This is a genomic window from Leisingera sp. SS27 (genome assembly GCF_028368855.1).
In the GTDB taxonomy this organism is placed as follows: Bacteria; Pseudomonadota; Alphaproteobacteria; order Rhodobacterales; family Rhodobacteraceae; genus Leisingera.
On sequence record NZ_JAQNCY010000005.1, the window covers coordinates 322,519 to 340,727 of the forward strand.

Annotated in this window: 20 protein-coding genes; 8 read left to right on the top strand and 12 right to left on the bottom strand. The window is 61.0% G+C overall.

Annotated elements, in window-relative coordinates; translation table 11 throughout:
• The first annotated feature begins 105 nt into the window (after nucleotides 1-105).
• A complete protein-coding gene (locus N6L27_RS13480) occupies nucleotides 106-381 on the top strand; it encodes a hypothetical protein (protein ID WP_271907791.1) in 276 nt (91 codons plus the stop codon).
• On the opposite strand, the gene N6L27_RS13485 is transcribed toward N6L27_RS13480, so the two are convergent.
• From N6L27_RS13485 to N6L27_RS13500, 4 genes are read right to left on the bottom strand one after another with little or no spacing between them, the layout of a single operon-like run.
• Nucleotides 324-1,085 (bottom strand): ABC transporter permease, encoded by a 762-nt coding sequence (locus N6L27_RS13485; protein WP_271907792.1) that lies wholly within the window; start codon nucleotides 1,083-1,085, stop codon nucleotides 324-326. The genes N6L27_RS13480 and N6L27_RS13485 overlap by 58 nt on opposite strands.
• A complete protein-coding gene (locus tag N6L27_RS13490; protein WP_271907793.1) occupies nucleotides 1,082-1,828 on the bottom strand; it encodes an ABC transporter permease in 747 nt (248 codons plus the stop codon). The genes N6L27_RS13485 and N6L27_RS13490 overlap by 4 nt, the downstream gene beginning before the upstream one ends.
• Nucleotides 1,829-1,837: 9 nt before the next feature.
• A complete protein-coding gene (locus N6L27_RS13495; RefSeq protein WP_271907794.1) occupies nucleotides 1,838-2,602 on the bottom strand; it encodes a transporter substrate-binding domain-containing protein in 765 nt (254 codons plus the stop codon).
• Between the two features lie 39 nt (nucleotides 2,603-2,641).
• On the bottom strand, nucleotides 2,642-3,439 hold the full coding sequence (locus N6L27_RS13500) for an ABC transporter ATP-binding protein (protein ID WP_271907795.1): 798 nt from the start codon (nucleotides 3,437-3,439) through the stop codon (nucleotides 2,642-2,644).
• A 97-nt stretch (nucleotides 3,440-3,536) separates the two neighbouring features.
• Here N6L27_RS13500 and N6L27_RS13505 point away from each other — a divergent pair, with 97 nt between their 5' ends.
• The 4 genes from N6L27_RS13505 to N6L27_RS13520 are packed head-to-tail and all read left to right on the top strand — an operon-like array spanning nucleotide 3,537 to nucleotide 7,749.
• Entirely contained in the window at nucleotides 3,537-4,178 is a 642-nt protein-coding gene (locus N6L27_RS13505; RefSeq protein ID WP_271907796.1) for a TetR/AcrR family transcriptional regulator, read from the top strand.
• A complete protein-coding gene (locus N6L27_RS13510) occupies nucleotides 4,178-5,362 on the top strand; it encodes a pyridoxal phosphate-dependent aminotransferase (protein ID WP_271907797.1) in 1,185 nt (394 codons plus the stop codon). The genes N6L27_RS13505 and N6L27_RS13510 overlap by 1 nt, the downstream gene beginning before the upstream one ends.
• Nucleotides 5,359-6,963, top strand: coding sequence for a 5-guanidino-2-oxopentanoate decarboxylase (locus N6L27_RS13515; protein ID WP_271907798.1), 1,605 nt, complete (start codon nucleotides 5,359-5,361; stop codon nucleotides 6,961-6,963). The genes N6L27_RS13510 and N6L27_RS13515 overlap by 4 nt, the downstream gene beginning before the upstream one ends.
• 3 nt (nucleotides 6,964-6,966) lie before the next feature.
• Complete coding sequence (locus tag N6L27_RS13520; RefSeq protein WP_271907799.1) at nucleotides 6,967-7,749, top strand: arginine deiminase family protein; 783 nt, start codon at nucleotides 6,967-6,969, stop codon at nucleotides 7,747-7,749.
• A 226-nt stretch (nucleotides 7,750-7,975) separates the two neighbouring features.
• Here N6L27_RS13520 and N6L27_RS13525 read toward each other — a convergent pair whose 3' ends face one another.
• The 6 genes from N6L27_RS13525 to N6L27_RS13550 are packed head-to-tail and all read right to left on the bottom strand — an operon-like array spanning nucleotide 7,976 to nucleotide 14,253.
• Complete coding sequence (locus tag N6L27_RS13525) at nucleotides 7,976-9,532, bottom strand: cryptochrome/photolyase family protein (protein ID WP_271907800.1); 1,557 nt, start codon at nucleotides 9,530-9,532, stop codon at nucleotides 7,976-7,978.
• 17 nt (nucleotides 9,533-9,549) lie between these two features.
• Complete coding sequence (locus tag N6L27_RS13530; RefSeq protein ID WP_039186557.1) at nucleotides 9,550-10,098, bottom strand: DUF3833 family protein; 549 nt, start codon at nucleotides 10,096-10,098, stop codon at nucleotides 9,550-9,552.
• Nucleotides 10,095-11,321 (bottom strand): MFS transporter, encoded by a 1,227-nt coding sequence (locus N6L27_RS13535; protein WP_271907801.1) that lies wholly within the window; start codon nucleotides 11,319-11,321, stop codon nucleotides 10,095-10,097. Before N6L27_RS13535 ends, N6L27_RS13530 begins: the two co-directional genes overlap by 4 nt.
• Nucleotides 11,322-11,323: 2 nt before the next feature.
• Nucleotides 11,324-11,815 carry a hypothetical protein gene (locus N6L27_RS13540; RefSeq protein WP_271907802.1) on the bottom strand — a complete coding sequence of 164 codons (492 nt, stop codon included), beginning with the start codon at nucleotides 11,813-11,815 and terminating at the stop codon, nucleotides 11,324-11,326.
• The gene (locus N6L27_RS13545; protein WP_271907803.1) at nucleotides 11,808-12,965 is read right to left on the bottom strand and encodes an SAM-dependent methyltransferase; all 1,158 of its coding nucleotides are present in this window, start codon (nucleotides 12,963-12,965) and stop codon (nucleotides 11,808-11,810) included. The genes N6L27_RS13540 and N6L27_RS13545 overlap by 8 nt, the downstream gene beginning before the upstream one ends.
• Complete coding sequence (locus tag N6L27_RS13550) at nucleotides 12,904-14,253, bottom strand: NAD(P)/FAD-dependent oxidoreductase (protein ID WP_271907804.1); 1,350 nt, start codon at nucleotides 14,251-14,253, stop codon at nucleotides 12,904-12,906. The genes N6L27_RS13545 and N6L27_RS13550 overlap by 62 nt, the downstream gene beginning before the upstream one ends.
• A gap of 122 nt (nucleotides 14,254-14,375) precedes the next feature.
• Here N6L27_RS13550 and N6L27_RS13555 point away from each other — a divergent pair, with 122 nt between their 5' ends.
• Together N6L27_RS13555 and N6L27_RS13560 are read left to right on the top strand one after the other, a co-directional pair.
• Nucleotides 14,376-15,146, top strand: coding sequence for a DUF1365 domain-containing protein (locus tag N6L27_RS13555; RefSeq protein WP_271907822.1), 771 nt, complete (start codon nucleotides 14,376-14,378; stop codon nucleotides 15,144-15,146).
• A complete protein-coding gene (locus N6L27_RS13560) occupies nucleotides 15,143-15,868 on the top strand; it encodes an SDR family NAD(P)-dependent oxidoreductase (RefSeq protein WP_271907805.1) in 726 nt (241 codons plus the stop codon). Before N6L27_RS13555 ends, N6L27_RS13560 begins: the two co-directional genes overlap by 4 nt.
• Before the next feature lie 36 nt (nucleotides 15,869-15,904).
• Here the strand turns inward: N6L27_RS13560 and N6L27_RS13565 are convergent, their stop codons facing one another.
• Together N6L27_RS13565 and N6L27_RS13570 are read right to left on the bottom strand one after the other, a co-directional pair.
• Nucleotides 15,905-16,540 (bottom strand): ChrR family anti-sigma-E factor, encoded by a 636-nt coding sequence (locus N6L27_RS13565; RefSeq protein ID WP_271907806.1) that lies wholly within the window; start codon nucleotides 16,538-16,540, stop codon nucleotides 15,905-15,907.
• Nucleotides 16,541-17,170: a sigma-70 family RNA polymerase sigma factor gene (locus N6L27_RS13570; protein WP_442915778.1), complete on the bottom strand. Its 630-nt coding sequence runs from the start codon at nucleotides 17,168-17,170 to the stop codon at nucleotides 16,541-16,543.
• A gap of 255 nt (nucleotides 17,171-17,425) precedes the next feature.
• Between N6L27_RS13570 and N6L27_RS13575 the strand changes: the two genes are divergently transcribed.
• The gene (locus N6L27_RS13575) at nucleotides 17,426-18,205 is read left to right on the top strand and encodes an IclR family transcriptional regulator (RefSeq protein WP_271907807.1); all 780 of its coding nucleotides are present in this window, start codon (nucleotides 17,426-17,428) and stop codon (nucleotides 18,203-18,205) included.
• The last annotated feature ends 4 nt before the right edge of the window (nucleotides 18,206-18,209 follow it).

Genomic DNA, 18,209 nt, shown 5'->3' on the forward strand with positions numbered 1-18,209 from the left:
TCAGAAACCTGGATTTCGACCACCCCGGACCCGCCGCAGATCTCGATCCACTCACCGGCAGCATCAGCTTGTGCCGCACCGGGAAAGGCCACTTGAAGAACCAGCATGAAGATGACGCACACCCCCGCCAGCCGCCGGAACAGTCCGGCGCGGCATGCGGAAGATATGAAGAACGTGCGCGGCATCTGTTACAAGAATCTCTTGCTGCATTCGCCGCTGACACTAGAAGGAACTTCAGTGCCGTTATTTGATGTATGTCAGATAAATCAGATTTTCCTGACCAATATCATCCGGTCCGAAAAACACGCTAAAGACCCGTTTTTTCAGCCTTTCTCGAATCGGCGGAAGGCAAAAGCAATCACCCCGGCGATGGCCATGTAAACCAGCGCCAGCAGCAAGAGCGGCTCGTAGACGATGAATGTGTCGGCCCGCACGCGCGAGGATACGGCATAGATTTCCATCACGGTGATCGTCGCCACCAGCGGCGTTGCCTTCAGTTGCAGGATGGTTTCGCCGCCCAAGGTCGGCAGCACATTGCGCACCGCCTGCGGCAGCCAGATCCTGCGGAACATAGTGAAGCGCGGCATACCAAAGGACTTGGCGGCTTCCAGTTGCCCCTTGGCCACACCCGAAAACGCGCCCCGCATGACCTCCCCTTCATATCCTGCATAGGACAGGGTCAGCGCCAGAACCGCATAGGGCCAGGCCTGCCGCAAATAGGGCCACAGCTCAGAGGAGCGGATCCAGGGAAACTGCGGGAACAGCGACCCCAGCCCGTAATAGAGCAGCCAGATCTGCAACAAGAGCGGTGTGCCGCGAATGATCGTACAGAAGGTACGCGCAGGAATCGACAGGTACCAGGGTCCCACCGCCTGCGCCAATCCCAGCGGCACCGCCAGCAGGAAGCCCAAAACCGTCGAGACCGCTAGGATCCAGATCGTGGCCCAAAGCCCCTCCAGCGCCAGCGGCGCGTACTTCGGGATCCAGTCCCAGCGCAGCGCAAAGGCGCACCAGATCACCAGTGCCGCAAAAACCAGCATCATCACGATGCGGTGTGGCTGCATCAGATCCTTCAAACCGGTCATCTTGTGCCCCCCCTCAGCGAAGGCTGGCCGCGCCGCGCCCATTTCTCGATCCGGGCAAAGACCGCGCCGGAACACAGGGTCACCATCAGATACAGAAAGCCCGCCGCCAGAAAGAAGGTGAAATAGGCCCGGGTGCTGCTGGCCGCCTGACGGGTCTCCAGCGTCAGCTCATTAAAGCCGACCACCGCCAGCAGCGCCGTGTCCTTGGTGGCAATCAGCCAAAGGTTTGCCAGCCCCGGCACCGCAAAGCTCATCATCGCCGGGATAGTCACCCTCCGCATGATCATGAAGGCTGGCATCCCATAGGACTTCGCTGCCTCGATCTGCCCCGCCGGCACCGCCTTGATGGCACCGCGCAGAACCTCGGTGGCATAGGCCCCCTGCACCACGCCCAAGACCCAGATGCCGGCCGCAACGCCGTTGATCTCAACCCGGCCGCCGCCCAAGCCTTCGGAGATCTTGTTGATGATATCGCTGCCCACGTAGTAGAGGATCAGGATCAGCACCAGTTCCGGCACTGCCCGGATCACCGTGGTGTAAATGGCGAGAAGATCACGCGTGACCTTCCCGCCGTAGAGTTTTCCGTAGGCCCCGAACAGCCCGATCACCAACCCCAGCCCAAAGGCGCCAAAGGCGATCTGCAGGGAGTTGGCAAGCCCGCGCAAGAGGTTGCCGCCCCAGCCTGACAGCGACAGCAGCTCTGCGCTGGCGCCGAGGCCCAGTAGTTCGAACAGTCCGGTCACGGCAACACCTTAGTAGATGCTGGTGGTGAAGTATTTGGCGGTGATCTTCTCGTGGGTGCCGTCGGCCAGGATCGCCGCGATACCCTTGTTCAGCGCCTCGCGCAGCGCGTCGTCACCCTTGCGCACGCCTGCGCCTACACCACGGCCCAGGATCGCCGGATCATCTGCCACCGCACCCTTGATTTCGCAGCAGCTGCCGGTGTCGGAGCCGACGAAATCCGCCATCGCGATGCTGTCCGCCTGGGTCGCGTCGATGCGTCCCGCAAACAGGTCCTGGTTGGCTTCATCCTGGGTCTGGTAGACCTTCAGCTCGGCATCCTTGAAGTATTCCTGCGCATAGGCCTGGTGAATGGTGGAAGCCTGGATACCGACTATCTTGCCTGCCAGCGATTCCGGGGTTGCGTCAATATCCATCGACTTGTCCGCTACGATCACCGCGGGGGTGTTGTAGTAGGGATCAGAGAAATCAATGGTCTTCATCCGCTCTTCGGTGATCGACATAGAGGCCATGATGGCGTCGATCTGCTGCCCGGTCAGCGACGGGATGATTCCGTCCCAGGCCACCGGCGTGATCACGCAGTCCAGCTCAGCCGCGGCGCAGACCGCGCCGATCACCTCGACCTCCCAGCCGACCCAGTTGCCGGAGCTGTCGAGCGAAGCAAACGGCGGATAAGGCTCGGCGGCAATACCGATCTTCACCTGTTCCGCAGCCGCGGCACCGGCGGTCAGAGCAGCAGCCGCAGTGGCCGCGGCAAGCAATGCTTTCAGTTTCATCTTAGTCTCCCAGTTGGTTATTATTTTGGTGGCAGTGGATCAGGCGACCGAGCTTAGAAATTGCTTCAGCCTCTCTGATTGCGGGTTGCCAAAGACCTCGGCAGGCGGCCCCTGCTCTTCGATGCGGCCCTGGTACAGGTAGACAACGTAGTTCGCGACTTCGCGCGCGAATTTCATTTCATGAGTGACCAGCAGCATGGTGCGCCCCTCGGCGGCCAGGTCGCGGATCACCGTCAGCACCTCGCCCACCAGTTCCGGGTCCAGCGCCGAGGTCGGCTCGTCAAACAGCATCGCCGACGGATCCACCGCCAGCGCCCGGGCAATCGCCGCCCGCTGCTGCTGCCCTCCGGACAGATAAGCAGGATAGGTGTCCTCCTTGCCGCCCAGTCCCACCCGGTCCAGCAATTCGCGCGCACGTTCAATTGCTTGCACCTTGGGCACCTTCAGCACATGCACCGGCACCTCGATCACATTCTCGATCAGAGTGCGGTGGGTCCACAGGTTGAACTGCTGGAACACCATCGCCAGCTTGGTCCGGATTCGTTCGATCTGTTTCTGTTTGGCCGGGCTGCCGTCGCCCTGCATCGCCACTTCTTCGCCGCCGATCACGATTTTGCCAGAGCTCGGCGTCTCCAGGAAATTGATGCAGCGCAGCATGGTGGACTTGCCGGATCCGGAGCCGCCAATGATGGCCACCACATCACCTTGTTGCGCGGTCAGATCAACACCCTTCAGCACTTCCAGATTGCCGAACGACTTGTGCAGATCCTCGACCCGGATCGCCTCCCGGCGCGTATCTGTCTCCAAAGCTGATGCGGTGGCTGCGGCTGAGTCCATCTTTGCGTCTTCCCGAATTTTCTGATTGCAGTAAGCCGCGACTCGCGTAATTATGCAAGTGTATAATTTCTCCGCCAGCACAAAAACAGGAGCTGAGGTGACCGACGAGCGCCGCAAATTCAAACGCGAATCCGCCGAGGCCCGGAAGGAAGCGCTGATTCTCGCCACATTGGAACTGGTAGCTGACAACGGTGTGCGCGGCGCCACGGTGCGAGGCATCGCCCAGCGCGCCGATGTCACCCAGGGGCTGATCCGGCACTATTTCAGCTCCAAGGAGGAGCTGATCATCGCAGCCTATGAACACCACATGAACCAGATGACGGACCTGACTTTTGCACCCGGGGCGGCGGCAGGCAGCGCTCGGGCGCGGCTAAGGGCCTTTGTCGATGGCTCGTTGACGCCGCCGGTGGTCGATCCGCGCGCGCTGGCGCTGTGGGCCAGCTTTCTGAACAAGGTGCAGAACGATCCGCAGATGAAGGAAACGCACGAGCGCACCTACGCCTACTTCCGCGACAGGCTCGAGGCACTGATCACCGCCGCATTGGAAGAGGCCGGGCGCCCCGCCCCGGCGGCCCGGCTGCGCCAGCTGGCGATTGCCTGCAACGCGGTGATCGACGGGCTATGGCTGGAGGGCGGCGCCCTGCCGGATGCCTTTGCCCCCGGTGAACTGGTTGAAATCGGGCGGCATTCCGTTGCCGCCATCACAGGATTGGATCTAATGCAGGAGGCTGGAACCTGATGAGGCTGACAGCAATCACCGAACGGCTGGCGGGACTTGGCGGCGGCAAATGGGAAGTACACGCCAAGGCGCGGGAGTTGGCCGAAGCCGGCGTCGATCTGGTGGAGATGACCATCGGCGAGCCTGACGTGCCAACCCCACCGGAATTGATTGAGACCGCCGCGCAGTCAATGCACGCAGGCCGTACCGGCTATTCTGATGGCCGCGGCGAGGCGCATCTGCGCGCCACCCTGGCAGAGGCCTATACCGCCAGCCGCGGACGGGCGTTCGGGCCGGAGAACATTCTCTGCTTCCCAGGCACCCAAACCGCACTTTACGCGGTCCTGCAGGGTGTGGCCGAACCCGGCACCGAGGTCCTAGTCGGCGACCCGATGTATGCCACATACGAGGGTGTGATCCGCGCGTCAGGCGCCAGCATGGTGCCGGTGCCGCTGCGGCCCGAGGCCGGTTTCCGGATGCAGGCCAGCGACATCGCCGCCCGCATCACACCGCACAGCCGTGCCATCCTGCTGACAACCCCGCACAACCCGACCGGCGCCATTCTGACACCGCAGGACCTGCAGGAAATCGGCGAGCTGGCGGTGCAACACGATCTCTGGATCATTTCCGACGAAGTTTATGAGCACTTGGTCTTTGAGGGCGCGGAATTTTTCTCCCCTCTCTGCGACCCGGCACTGGCGGACCGGGTAATCTCGGTCTCGTCAATCTCCAAGTCCCATGCCGCGCCGGGCTTCCGCAGCGGCTGGTGCACCGGGCCTGCCGAGTTCTGTGCGGCCCTGCTGCCGGTCTCGGAAACCATGCTGTTTGGCAACCAGCCCTTCATCGCCGATATGACCGAAAAGGCGGTGCGCGAGGGCTCTTCCGTCGCCGCAGGGATGGCCGCCCGCTTTTCCGCCCGCGCCGCCCTGCTGGAACAGCGCTTGCATGCAGAGACCCGGCTGCACGTCCACCGGCCCGAGGCAGGCATGTTCGCGCTAATTGACGTTTCCTCTACCGGCATGAATGGCGACGCCTACGCCTGGGACCTTCTGGACAGCGGCGTTGCGGTAATGCCCGGCGCTGCCTTCGGCGACGGCCTGCGCAACTGGGTGCGGGTCGCGCTCACCATCGACGACAGCAGCTTTGCCACCGCTCTCGACCGGATTACGGCCCACGCAAAACGCAAGACACGGGGTGCCGCATGACCGCAGCAACAGTTGGCGAAGCCCTGGTTGCCGGGCTGAAGGCCCGTGGCGTCACCTGCGTGTTCGGCATCCCCGGCGTGCACACGGTAGAGCTCTACCGCGGCCTGGCCGCCTCTGGCATCCGTCATGTCACCCCCCGTCACGAACAGGGCGCGGGCTTCATGGCCGATGGTTATGCCCGCGTGTCCGGCCATCCCGGTGTGGCCTTTGTCATCACCGGCCCCGGCCTTACCAATACCCTCACTCCGATGGCCCAGGCCCGCGCGGATTCGGTGCCGATGCTGGTCGTGTCCGGCGTCAATGCCAGTGCAACCCTAGGCAAGGGCTACGGTCACCTGCACGAATTGCCCGACCAGCATGCACTGGCCAAGACCGTGGCGCTGGCCTCTGAACACGTTGCCAGGCCAGAGGAACTGGAGGCCTCGCTGGACCGCGCTTTTGCCCCCTTCGCAGCAGGCCGACCCGGCCCCACGCACATCCAGATCCCGCTTGATGTTGCAGGCATTGAATCTCAGGCGGGCCTCTCCACCCAGGATTCCGCAGGACCGCCAATCAACAGCGCTCAAATCACCGAAGCTGCATCCCGCCTGTCCAAGGCAGACAAGGTGGTGATCCTCGCAGGCGGTGGCGTAAAGAGCGCAGGCGAGGACCTGCAGGCCCTGGCCGAAAACCTGGACGCGCCTGTGGTTCAAACCGTCAACGCCCGCGGGCTGATGCACGGCCATCCGCTGACTGTTCCCGCAAGCCCCAGCCTGCAAGCGGCCCGGGAGCTGATCCAAGACGCCGATTGCGTGCTGGCGCTGGGAACAGAGCTGGGGCCGACCGATTACGACATGTATGCCACCGGTAGCATGGCGGCCATGGCCGGGCTGATCCGGGTCGACATCTGCGCGGAGCAGCTGGCCCGACACGAGACAGACCTCGCCATCCACGCCCACGCTAGTGAGGCTGCGGCTGCGCTGCTCGCGGCCCTGCCCGCTGCGCCCAAACAAAGCCAGGGCGCCCAGCGCGCGAACCAAACCCGCGCCGCCGCGTATGAGGAGATCGGCCCGGACTACCGCCAGCAGGTCGAGGTGCTGAACGCCATGCGCGACGCAGTGCTTAATGCCCTGATGATCGGCGATTCCACTCAGCCGATCTATGCCGGCAATCTCTACTTTGACCACGACCGTCCCGGCGGCTGGTTCAATGCCGCTACCGGCTATGGCGCGCTCGGCTATGGCATCCCCGCCGCAATCGGCGCTGCGATTGCCGACCCCTCAGCTCATGTTATTTGCATCGCCGGCGACGGTGGCGCCCAGTTCTCGCTGCCGGAGATCATGGCCGCCGTGGACGAAAATCTGCCAATCACCTTCGTGATCTGGAACAACCGCGGCTATGGCGAAATCGCAATCTCGATGGAGGCCGTGGACGTTGCCGTGGTAGGCTGTGACCCCACCCCGCCTGACTTCGGCCCCGCCGCCGCTTCCTTCGGCATCCCTTACACCCGCGTGCCGATGGAACCGCAAGCAATTGCAGCCGCGCTCCGGGAAACCAGCAAACGCGGCACCCCATCCATCCTCGAAATCAACATCACCGGATCCGTTCCGGGCCAGGAGTAACCCATGCGAAACCCAACCTTCGAGTTCACCCGGGCCATCACCCGCCGTCCCGCCTCCACCATCGCCAAGGGCCTGCGCGCCGAAGATATGGGCAACCCCAGCCTCGAAGGCATGCTGGCCGCCCACGCCGCCTATGTCACCGCGTTGCGCAGCACCGGCGCCGAAGTGATCGAACTGGATCCGTTGGAGACATTCCCTGACGCCCAATTCGTGGAGGACACCGCCCTCTGCCTGCCGCAAGGCGCAATCCTGATGCGCCCTGGCGCGCCAACGCGGTTGGGTGAGGTGGCAGAAATGGCTCCTACCCTGCGCGCCTGTTACGATGAAGTCCGCGAAATCACCGGCCCCGGACATATCGAAGGCGGCGACATCCTGGTGACCGGCAAGGAGATTATGGTCGGCCGCTCCGACCGCACCGATGCTGCAGGAGTTGCTGAACTGGCAGAGATCGCTGCCGAATGGGGCCATGCCTTGCGCGAAGTGTTTACGCCCGAAGGCGTCCTGCACTTCAAGACCGACTGCTCCCTGATGGATGCTGAGACGATCCTGTCGACCAAACGCCTTGACGCCTCCGGCTGCTTCGAAGGGTACCGGGTGCTGCATGTTGCCGAGGGAGAGGAAGCCGCTGCCAACGCCATCCGCTTCAACAATCTGGTGCTGATGGCCGCGGGCTTCCCACGCACCGCCGAAATGCTGGATAAGGCAGGGTTTCAGATCGTCGAGATCGACAACACTGACTGTGCCAAACTGGACGGTGGCATGTCCTGCCTGTCTCTGCGGTTCTGACTACCAAGCTTTCAGCTTCGGCCCTTGCCCGGCGTTTTCTGATACCGGCGACAAGGGCCGCTGCACTATCAGGCAACCTGCTCAACTGGACTGGCTGCCATCGAAGATTTGAAACGGCAGTTGCCGCTCCCTAACCACCCCGGATTTACGTAGCCTTCTGCAGTTGAGCCCACGACAACGAGGGCCGCTCCATGCAACCGCGAAAACAAAATGCAATCTGGAAGGCTTATTCTTTGAGATGCCTTTCCAGCACTTCTCTAGCCGCTTCCAAGTAGGCGTTTTGCCGTTCAGCGCTCATCCTGTCCCAAGTCCGGTAAACCTGACGCAGGCGGGGGTTACCGCGCAGTTTGCCAGCGTTGCGCACCAGGAAATCCCAGTACAACGAATTGAACGGGCAAGCCTTCTCGCCGGTCTTGCGTTTCACATCATAGCTGCAGCCCGCGCAATGATTCGACATTTTGTTGATATAATTGCCGCTGGCAGCATAGGGTTTCGACCCCAGCAAGCCTCCGTCGGCAAACTGGCTCATGCCTATCACATTCGGCGCCTCAACCCACTCATAAGCATCGGCATATACCGCCAGATACCATTCATGCACTTCATGTGGGTCAACACCGGCAAGCATAGCAAAGTTTCCCGTCACCATCAGACGCTGGATGTGGTGTGCGTAAGCCTCATCCCGGGTCTGGGTGATGGCAGCCGCAAGGCAGGCCATTCCGGTCTCGCCATTCCAATAAAACTCCGGCAGCGGACGGGAGGCACCAAAGTAGTTCTGCTCTGTATATCCCGGCATATTGAGCCAATAGATCCCGCGCACGTATTCGCGCCAGCCGATGACCTGGCGGATGAAACCTTCGGCTGCATTCAGCGGGGCATCACCTTCGTAATACGCCCGCTCGACCCGGCGGCAGACCTCCATCGGCTCCAGCAAGCCTGAATTCATGTATTGCGAAAGAACGGAGTGATAGAGAAACCGCTCCCCTTCCAGCATCGCATCCTGATAGTCGCCGAAGCAGGAAAGGGCCTTTTCTGCAAAGTCTTCCAAGGCTTGCAACGCGCCCTCCCGCGTCACCGCGAACCAGAACGGCCGCAATGAACCGAAATGGCTGCCGAACCTTGCCTCCACCAAGTCCAAAACTTCCTCAGTAATTGCATCAGGGCGGGTTTCCAACGGGTGCGGCAGGCATAGATCTCCCTTGGCGGGTTTACGGTTTTCCTGGTCGAAATTCCACTTGCCGCCCTCCGGCTGATCCCCCTGCATTAGCAGTCCCGTTTCACGGCGCATCTCCCGGTAGAAGTACTCCATGCGCAACTGCTTGCGCCCTTCCGCCCAGCTTTGGAACCGCTCATGGGAGCACAGAAACCGGCTGTCCTGCCGCATCTCCAGGACGGCACCGGATGCTTCAGCCCAGGCATCAAGTGCAGATTTCACCCTGTATTCGCCAGGTTCGGTGATCACCACACGGGAAAACCTTTGACCGTCAAGCGCACGCTCTATCTCACCGGCCAAACTACCAGAGTTTTCAGGGTCATCCAGCTTGGTATAGCGAACCTTCCAGCCATCCTCTTCAAGCTCCCGCGCGAAATGGCGCATCGCCGAAAACAGAAACGCTATTTTCTTCTTGTGATGCCGGACGTAGCCCGCCTCTTCTGACACTTCGGCCATCAGGATGATGTCCTGATCACGGTCAGCCCCGTCAAGCGAAGAAACATTCCTGCAGAGCTGGTCGCCCAGGACGAGGATCAGGTTGCGTAACTCCTGAGTGTTCTCTTGGGATGCCATCACATGTACCCGCCAGTTCAATCCGCAGGCCGCATAGTCGCGACCAGCTCAGCCGCCTTGAGGCCAAACTTGCGCATCTCCGACTTGTTAATGATCACCCCATTGGCGGTGAGGTAAAGCCAATCGGTAGCCTGCAACGTATGGCCGCCAGAGTTCGCGGGCAGTATAATGTTATAGGTCAGCCGCACAGTTGAACCGGACACTACCCCTTGCGCGACACCGTCCAGATCGTCCGCGGTTGCTGTGAAGGTGTTTCCAGAACCAAGCTCTAAATGCCATTTGCGGCTTTGGGTGGCACCGTTGGAAAAAGTGAACTCTTCACTGAGTGTGCCCGTGTCGCCCTCCCATTTTCCAACCATCCGGGCGGTAAAGCTGCTTGTCATCTTGCCTGTTGGGCCAAAAACCACCCCCTCGGACAAGATCTCGCCGGACAAGTGCTCAGTCAGAACAAACTGCGGGCCGCTGCCCGCATAGTCCTGCGGCGACTGAAAGCGGAAGCTGAACACATATGTTTTCGCAATCATTACAAGAAGAGCGATCACGAGGCAGATGGTAAGGAGTTTCATTGTGTTGCTCTTTCTGATGGCAGGGTAAGGGCAAAGGCGAAGGCAGCGGTTTTTAAGACGCAGGGCAGCACGGCGTAGGACAGGTTTAGTGCGGAAAGCGCTTGCGGGCTGTTTTTTGTTCCGGGCTGATATCCTTGCTGTTCCAGCAACGGCAGCGCCAGAGCGGCGGCAAGCGCCAAGGCCAGTTTACCAGCGAAGGACCAGATGCCAAAAGCAGCGGAGGCATTGAGGCCCGCGCGGGTCAGCGCAATGCTGAACATGGCGGGCAGCAGCACCATGTCGGCGCCCAGGGTGGCGCCCGATACCGCGCAGATCACCGCAAAGCCCAGCAGGCTGCCCGGTCCAAGAAAGGCCGCGCCGGCAAAGCTGGCAATGGCCAGCGGCATGGCGATCAGCAGCGTCTGTTTCGCCCCAATCCGCTGGCCGAGGCGTGCCCACAGCGGCACACTGAGCCCGGCGCACAGAAAAAACAGCACCAGCAGCGGCCCTGCATAGGCGGGAAGGTTCAACCGGTCCTCGACAAAGAACAGGAACAGGGTTGAGGTCAGCGCCACCGGCAGGCTGTTGAGCACAGCCAGAGCCAGCAGGCGCACCGCGCCGGCCTGGGTCAGGGACATCGCCGACAGCGGCTGCCCGGTGACCGCCGGGCGCTTCCACATGGGCCGGGTGGCCGCAGCGGTGAAAAGGGCAAAGCCGCCGAGGGTCAGGCCAAAGGCGGCATAGCCCTGGCCCGCGGCTCCGAGTGCCACCAGGACCGCCGGCGCGATGGCGGCAAAGATCACGCCGCTGAGCATGCCCGCCTCGCGGAAGGCGGCCAGCGTCATCAGCTCGCGCGGGGTGGATTGCTTGGCCAGCGTGGCGCTGCGTCCATAGAGCAGGATCATGCCAAGGCTGTAGGCCGAAAACAGCAGCAGCAGGACCAAGACCAGCTTAGGCACCGCTAGCGGGCCCGTCGTCAGGCCGAACAGCAGCGGAAAGCCAACGGCCAGACCGCCCGCCGCCGCCAGCGCGAACCAAAGCTGCGCCCCGGGCCAGCGGTCGATAGCCCAGCCGATCAGCGGGTCCTGAACCAGATCGAACAGACGGATCACCAGCAGGATGGCGCCAAGCGCCCCCAGGCCGATCCCCAAATTCACCGAGGCAAACTGCGGCAGGTGAATATAAAGCGGGATCCCCGCCGAGGCGAGCATCATCGCGTAGAGACTGACGCGGGGGTACAGCATCCTCAGCCTAGAAGCGCGCGGGTGAACCGGGCCGAGCGGGTGTTTGCACCGACAAATATCGACATAAAGCCCCGCTTGATGCCCGGCTGGCTGAGGGTGCAGACAGTACGGCCGTTGCGCAGGAACTTCATCTTGTCCGGACCTTGGCTTACGGCCAGATAACGGTCGCCGGGGGAGACAGCTTGGAAACAGGCCTCAAACCGGACGCGGTTCGGAACGCTGTGCCCCAGACGCTGCATCTCCGCCAGGGTGGCTTCCACCAAGTTATCTTGGCTCAGCCGCCGCTGATAGGTGAGTTCGATCCCGAAGTCCCGCGTCCAGTCTAACGGCGCAGCATTCTGTGTGAACAGCCGGGCCTGATAGACCGGCAAGCCGAATAACCGGAAAGTGGCCGAACCACGCTGTTCCGCACCCGGTAGCAATGACTGCACCGGAGAGCTTAAACCTGCAACGGGCACTGTTAGCAGGCACAAGGTCAGGAGCATCTTACGCATGAGCCAGCTCCACCTGCACAACATCGGTGTGACCAATTGCAAAGGAGGCGGCGCAAATTTCCAGATAATACTGCCAGTTGCGGAAGAACGCCTCGCCATAGCCCAGTTCCGCGATCCGGCGTTTCTGCGCCGTCAGGCGCTGCGCCCAGATCCGGCAGGTTCTGGCATAATCCTGGCCGAAAGCGAAATTGTCCGTGACCTGCAGCCCCGCAGACTTTGCCTGCTGAGCGATCACTTGATCGGAAAGCAGCATACCGCCGGGAAAGACATACTGGCGGATATAGTCAGAGGAGGTGCGGTAGGTTGGGAAGTAATCGTCGCGCACTGTGATCGCTTGCAGCAGCACGCGGCCGCCTTCGGCCAAACTGTGTTTGAGCTTGGCAAAATAGCCCGGCCAGTAACGCTCTCCAACCGCCTCGATCATCTCGATGGAAACGATGTTTTCGAATTTGCCGTCGATGTCGCGGTAATCGCGGAGCTGGATATCAGCGCGTCCGTCCAGGCGGCCTTCGGCATAGCTGTGCTGGTTGCGCGAAATGGTGACGCCGGTGACATCGCGGCCCTCAGTACTGGCCTGCTCGGCAAACCCGCCCCAGCCGCAGCCTATTTCCAGCACCCGTTCGCCGTTCCCCAGCCGCGACAGGATGCGGGCGTTCTTGCGGGTCTGCGCCTGCGCCAGGTCATCGCCCTCTGTACCGAAAAGGCCGGAGGAGTACGTCATCCCATCATCCAGCCATAACTGATAGAATTCATTGCCGACGTCGTAATGCGCGCGAATGTTCTTACGGGCGCCGCGCTTGGAATTGGAACGAAGCAGGGTGTCGACGATACGGAACTTGGCGCGGTTCAGCGGGCTGGCCTGATCATAGCTGCCCAGGTGATCCCGGTTGCGCATCGCCAGCTGCATCAGCCCCTCAATGTTCGGAGTGTCCCACAAACCTTGCACATAGGCTTCGCCCAGACCGACCTGGCCGTGCGCCGCCATCGCAGAAACGGCAGCCCAGTCGTTTATCTGCATTTCGGCCTCAGGACCCGTTTCGCCGAATTCATAGCGAGCACCATCCGGGGTGCGCAGAGTCAGTCGTCCATCACGCACTCGCGCGCAGGTTTCCAGAAATTCCGACTGCAGCGCTTTGTCTGTCAATGCCATGGTCTGTTCCTTTGGCCGTCTGAAAAGTGAGGGGGGTCATCATGCGAACAATTCGCATGGCACTCGCGATACCGTCTTCATGGAAACCGTGACGGTTGTAGGCGCCGGCAAACCAAGTGCTGTTCTGGCCCTGCATAGCCCGGATCTGGTGTTGGGCACGCAGGGCGGCCTTATCGAAAACAGGATGAGAGAAGTCCACCTGGTCATAAATCTTGTCCGCCGGAATGGGCTGAGTAGGATTCAGTGTCACAAACAGCGGATCGCTGTCCGGGATGTTTTGCAGACGGTTCATCCAATAGGTGACCCCAACCCTGCCCTCCTGGCTGCGATAGGCCCAGCTGGACCAGCAGTTGCGCCGCTTCGGCATCTGCCCGGCGTCGCAGTGCAAGACAGCTGTATTCGGCTGATATCGGATTGCGCCCAGCGCCACGGCCTCAGCAGGCCGGGCATCCGCGCCCAGTATCGCCAGCGCCTGATCGGAATGGCATGCGAGGATGAGTTCGTCGAAACGGCACGAGGGTTCACCCTGAGCCTTAACGAGCACACCCTCCTGCAGACGCTCAACGCTTTGAGCCGGGCTGGACGTGCGGATTGAGCAACCGCGCGCATGCAGCGCTGCCTCCAGGCGGCGGACATATTCTATGCTGCCGCCCTTGACCGTCCACCACTGGTGCTTTCCGGTTCCGGCCAGCAGCGCGTGGTTGCGAAAGAACCGGACCAGGGATTTTGCCGGGAAGGCGTCCACTTCGGCAGCCGGGGTCGACCAGATCGCGCCGCACATCGGCATCAGGTAGTGATTGCGGAACCAGCTGCCGAGGCCCAGTTCCTCTACCAACTCGCCTATTGTCTTTTCGTCATCGGTAGCGGCAGCCTCGGCCTGTTTTCCAAACCGCAGGATATCCGCGATCATGCCGTGAAATTGCGGGCGCAGCAGATTGCGTCTCTGGGCGGTCAGCGAGCGCAGGCTGTTCAGCCCGTATTCCAGCCGCCCGTCATCAATACTGGCGCAAAAGCTCATGTCGCTCTTGATGACCGGCACGTCCAGCTCGCGGAACAACCGTGTAAGATAGGGGTAGGTAGCATAGTTGAACACGATGAAACCGGTGTCGACAGGCTGGTCACCGTTCCGCCCCGCCAGGACCGTGCGAGCATGGCCGCCCAACTTGGGGGCAGCTTCAAACAGGGTCACGTCATGGAATGCAGACAGATAATAGGCTGCGGATAGCCCCGATATCCCACCGCCAGCGATGGCAATCCTGCGGCGGCGTCCCTGCGTCTGATCCAGCATCTGACTGTTTTCCTTGCTGTTGTTTGGATCGGATACGCCGCAAGCAAGAAACCGGATCACCCCATTCGCGAAAAAACTGCAAAGAAGGTGATCCGGGAGGGCAAAGCAGGCGTATGCCATTTATGATTGAACATGTGGCAGCCCAGACCTTTCACGCCCGCAGGGGACGTTTGAAAAACGCCTTCCGATACGGCGTCGACTACATTCTGACAGATCTGACGCATGGTGCACCGCCGCTCCTGTCGCGCAATCGGTTCAATCTGTTTTCGATCCACGACCGCCGCCACGGCGGCCCGCGCGGCAGCGGGCACGGCGTAGCCTGGTTCCGCGAGGAGCTGGAGCGGCGCGGCTTTCCCTTAAAGGGTGCGCGGCTGCTGCTGCTGACCCAGCCCAGTTACCTGTGGTTCCATTTCAACCCGGTCAGTTTCTGGATCGCTGAGAAGGACGGCAGCCCCCGCGCCTTCATTACCGAGGTAAACAACACCTTTGGCCACCGGCACTGCTATTTCGCGGCGCACCCGGATTTCCGCCCGATCACGCGCAGCGATGTGATAGAGGCGGAAAAGCTGATGCATGTCTCTCCGTTCCAGCAGGTGGCAGGCCGCTACAGCTTCAACTTCGGGATGACGAATGAAGCCTTCAACATCCGGATTGCTTATACCAATGGCCAAGAAGGGGTGCTGGCGACGCTGAACGGACTGCGTCGCCCCGTCACTTCTGGCGGGCTGCTGCGTGCTGCCCTGCGCAGGCCGCTCGGGGCAGCGCGTGTGGTCGCACTGATTTACTGGCAGGCGCTCAAGCTCTGGATCAAACGCGCACCGTTCCTGAAGAAGCCAAAACCGCCGGAACCCCTGATTTCCGACAGCGCAACGTTTTCGGGGAAAAAGGCATGACGCGATTTGCAGGCAAAACCTTTTGGCTGGTCGGGGCGAGCCACGGGCTGGGCCGTGAGGTCGCACGCCAGCTGGACCGAGAGGAGGCCAGGCTGATCTTGTCGGCACGCTCAGAAGATGCGCTGCAGGAGCTGACCCAAGAACTGCGCCATGCGACAGCACTGCCTTTGGATGTGACAGATACGTACGCGGTTGCAGAGGCCGCGCGTGCCGCTGGACCGCTGGATGGTGTAATTTACAACGCAGGCGCCTACGAACCGATGCGGACACAGGATTGGGACAGCGGCGCCGTGCTCCAGATGAGCGATGTGAATTTCACAGGCGCGCTGCGCGTTCTAGGGGAAGTCGTGCCCGGCTTTGTCAGGCAAAGGCGCGGGGATATCACCCTCGTCGGCTCTCTGGCAGGTTACCGGGGCTTGCCGGCATCAATCGGCTACGGCGCCAGCAAGGCGGCTTTGATAAGCTTGGCAGAAACAATGCGCTACGACCTGAAGGGAAGCGGCGTTACCGTCCGCCTGGTCAATCCCGGCTTCATCAAAACCCGGCTGACGGACAAAAACAGCTTCCGTATGCCACAGCTGCTTGAGCCGGATGATGCCGCCCGCCATGTGGTTGCAGCGATGCGGACACGCCGGTTCCGAACGGACTTCCCGCGCCCCTTCTCCTTCGCAATCAAGGCTCTTGGTCTGCTTCCCGACTTGATCGTGTACCGCGGGAAATGAGAGGCACGCCCCCTGTGCGCCTCCTTGAATTACATCTCAAATCCGGAACAGCGGCTGCAGCAGGCGCGGCATGAAAGCCCTGAATCTAAGCGGCGCGTCGGTGGCTGCCAAGCAGATGCACGGATCGCCGGCATCTGCAACCGGAGTATGTTCCAGGTTCTCGTCACCTATCTCGACATCGCCGACACCAAACTGCCCGGTCTCGTCGCTGAAGCTGCCCTGAAGAACCAGTGTCAGCTCCAGACCATTGTGGCTGTGATCAGGCACCGCCTGCCCGGCCGGAATATACAAGAGCCGTACAGATCCTTCGGTGTCCTCAAAAAGGATGTCTTGCTTCACACCCATACCGAGCGACTTCCAGCGCGGCCCCCTCCCCTTCAGGCTCTGAATGACAGGGCCCGGATAGATCCCTTTTGCATCGTAGACCGGTTCTGGCACAGCAGGCGTATCGAGCGCAGCCAGAACCTTCGATTTCAGGCCCGCATCAACTGCCACGCCATTTCCCGTTTCAAGCAGCGCACCGCCAGCGGCCTGGTGCGCACCGAGTGCTGCCTGGCAATCGCGGCAATAGGACAAGTGGGACGCAACAACCATGGAAAAGGCGTGCGGCAGGCTGCCCGATACATAGGCAACAATCATTTCATCGGGGATGTGGTGGGTGATTGCAGGCATTTAACGCAATCCTTTTAGTTCCTTGCGCAGCCGCCCGAGTCCCAGGCGGATGCGCGATTTTACAGTTCCCAGGGGCAGGCCGGTCTGACTGCTGATTTCCTGATGCGTCAGGTCACCCATATAGGCCTTTACGATCATCTCTTTCTGATCGGGGTGCAGTTGCGCTATGGCGTGCTTCAACTGCTCTGCCTCTTGCTCCAGGCCGATAATCTGACTGGCGTCGGGCTCTGAGCCTGGATCTTCACCTAACTCATCCGGCACAGGTCGGCTTTCCTTGCGGACGATGTCGATATGCCGGTTGCGGGCAATCTGGTAGATCCAGGCCGAAGCCTGCGCCTTGTGCGGATCGAACATCGCCGCCTTGCGCCAGATGGTGAGCATGACATCCTGAACGATCTCTTCCGCCAGCGCAGGCCGTGCGCCGCACCGGATTATAAACCCTTTCAACCGCGGTGCCAGGTAATCAAACATGTCGGCAAATGCCCCTCTGTCACGATGATCGCGGACAGCTAGCAGCCATAGAGTAAGCTGTGAAAACGACTGATCTTTTGGCACAGCGGCATTGTCCTCAGGGGTTGCCCGAAGCACAATTGTTTCTCCCGGCGGCCTATCCAAACTCAGTGTCACCATAGTCCGGATACGGGCCGATGGTGAAGCCGGATCACTGCGCAGGGAAATTTTGAAAGATTTTGCCGACATGCAAACGTTCAACAGCAACCGGCATCCGGTTGCGGTGTGCACTAGTTCGAGTTGTAGCGTCAATAGGTGCATTAGTCGCACCTAGAGTGCAGTTTATTCAATGTGCGCAATGGCCATATGGTACGCTTACGACGAAAGTCTGGCTCCAGCGAAACATGCGGAACCGAATTGAGCGAGGGAAGCCCAATGAAAACCGTGGACAAGGCAATGTTTCTGCTGCGCCAGTTTTCGCTGGAGAACCTTGAAATCGGTTTGAATGACTTGGCCCGTGCCACGGATCAAGACAAAGCCGTGACACGCCGGTTGCTTCTTTCTCTCATCAAGCACGGTTTCATTGAGCAGAATCCGGAAACCCGGAAATACCGGTTGGGCCACGCTTTCCTGTCGCTGGCGCGGCTGCGCGAGGCCACGGTACCGATGGTGAAGGCAACCCAAGTTGTGACACAGTGGCTGTCCGCGCAGGCGAATGAAACCGTGCATGTCGGCATTCCAGGCGCAGTCGGCTTGGGGACTGCGTCGTTCACCCTGCCCGCGCGGGGCAATGTGATCAATCTGCAGCCTGCAGAAACCTACCCTTACCACTCGTCCTCTTCCGGACTGGCGTTTCTGGCATTCTGTTCTGAAGATACCCGGGAGCGGCTGCTGAAACTGAAACGGGAAAAACTGACGCGCTTTACCGTGACAGATGAAGCTGAGCTGAGGGAAATTCTCCGTGAAACCCGAAGCCGCGGTTTTTCGTGCGCACGCAACACGGTTGAAATCGGGGTCGCCAGCGTGGCGATGCCGTTTTTCACCGATGGCAAGGATCCGGCTGGCACCATAGCGATTGCGGTTCCGGACCTGAACCTGGATGCGGCACGCCAGGCAGAACTGGCGGCGCTGCTGGGGGCCGCTATCCGGCAGCTGGAGACAGCTTTGACTGGTGCGCCATCGTCGCGCAGCCCGGCTTCACTAGCAGTGCAATAAACGC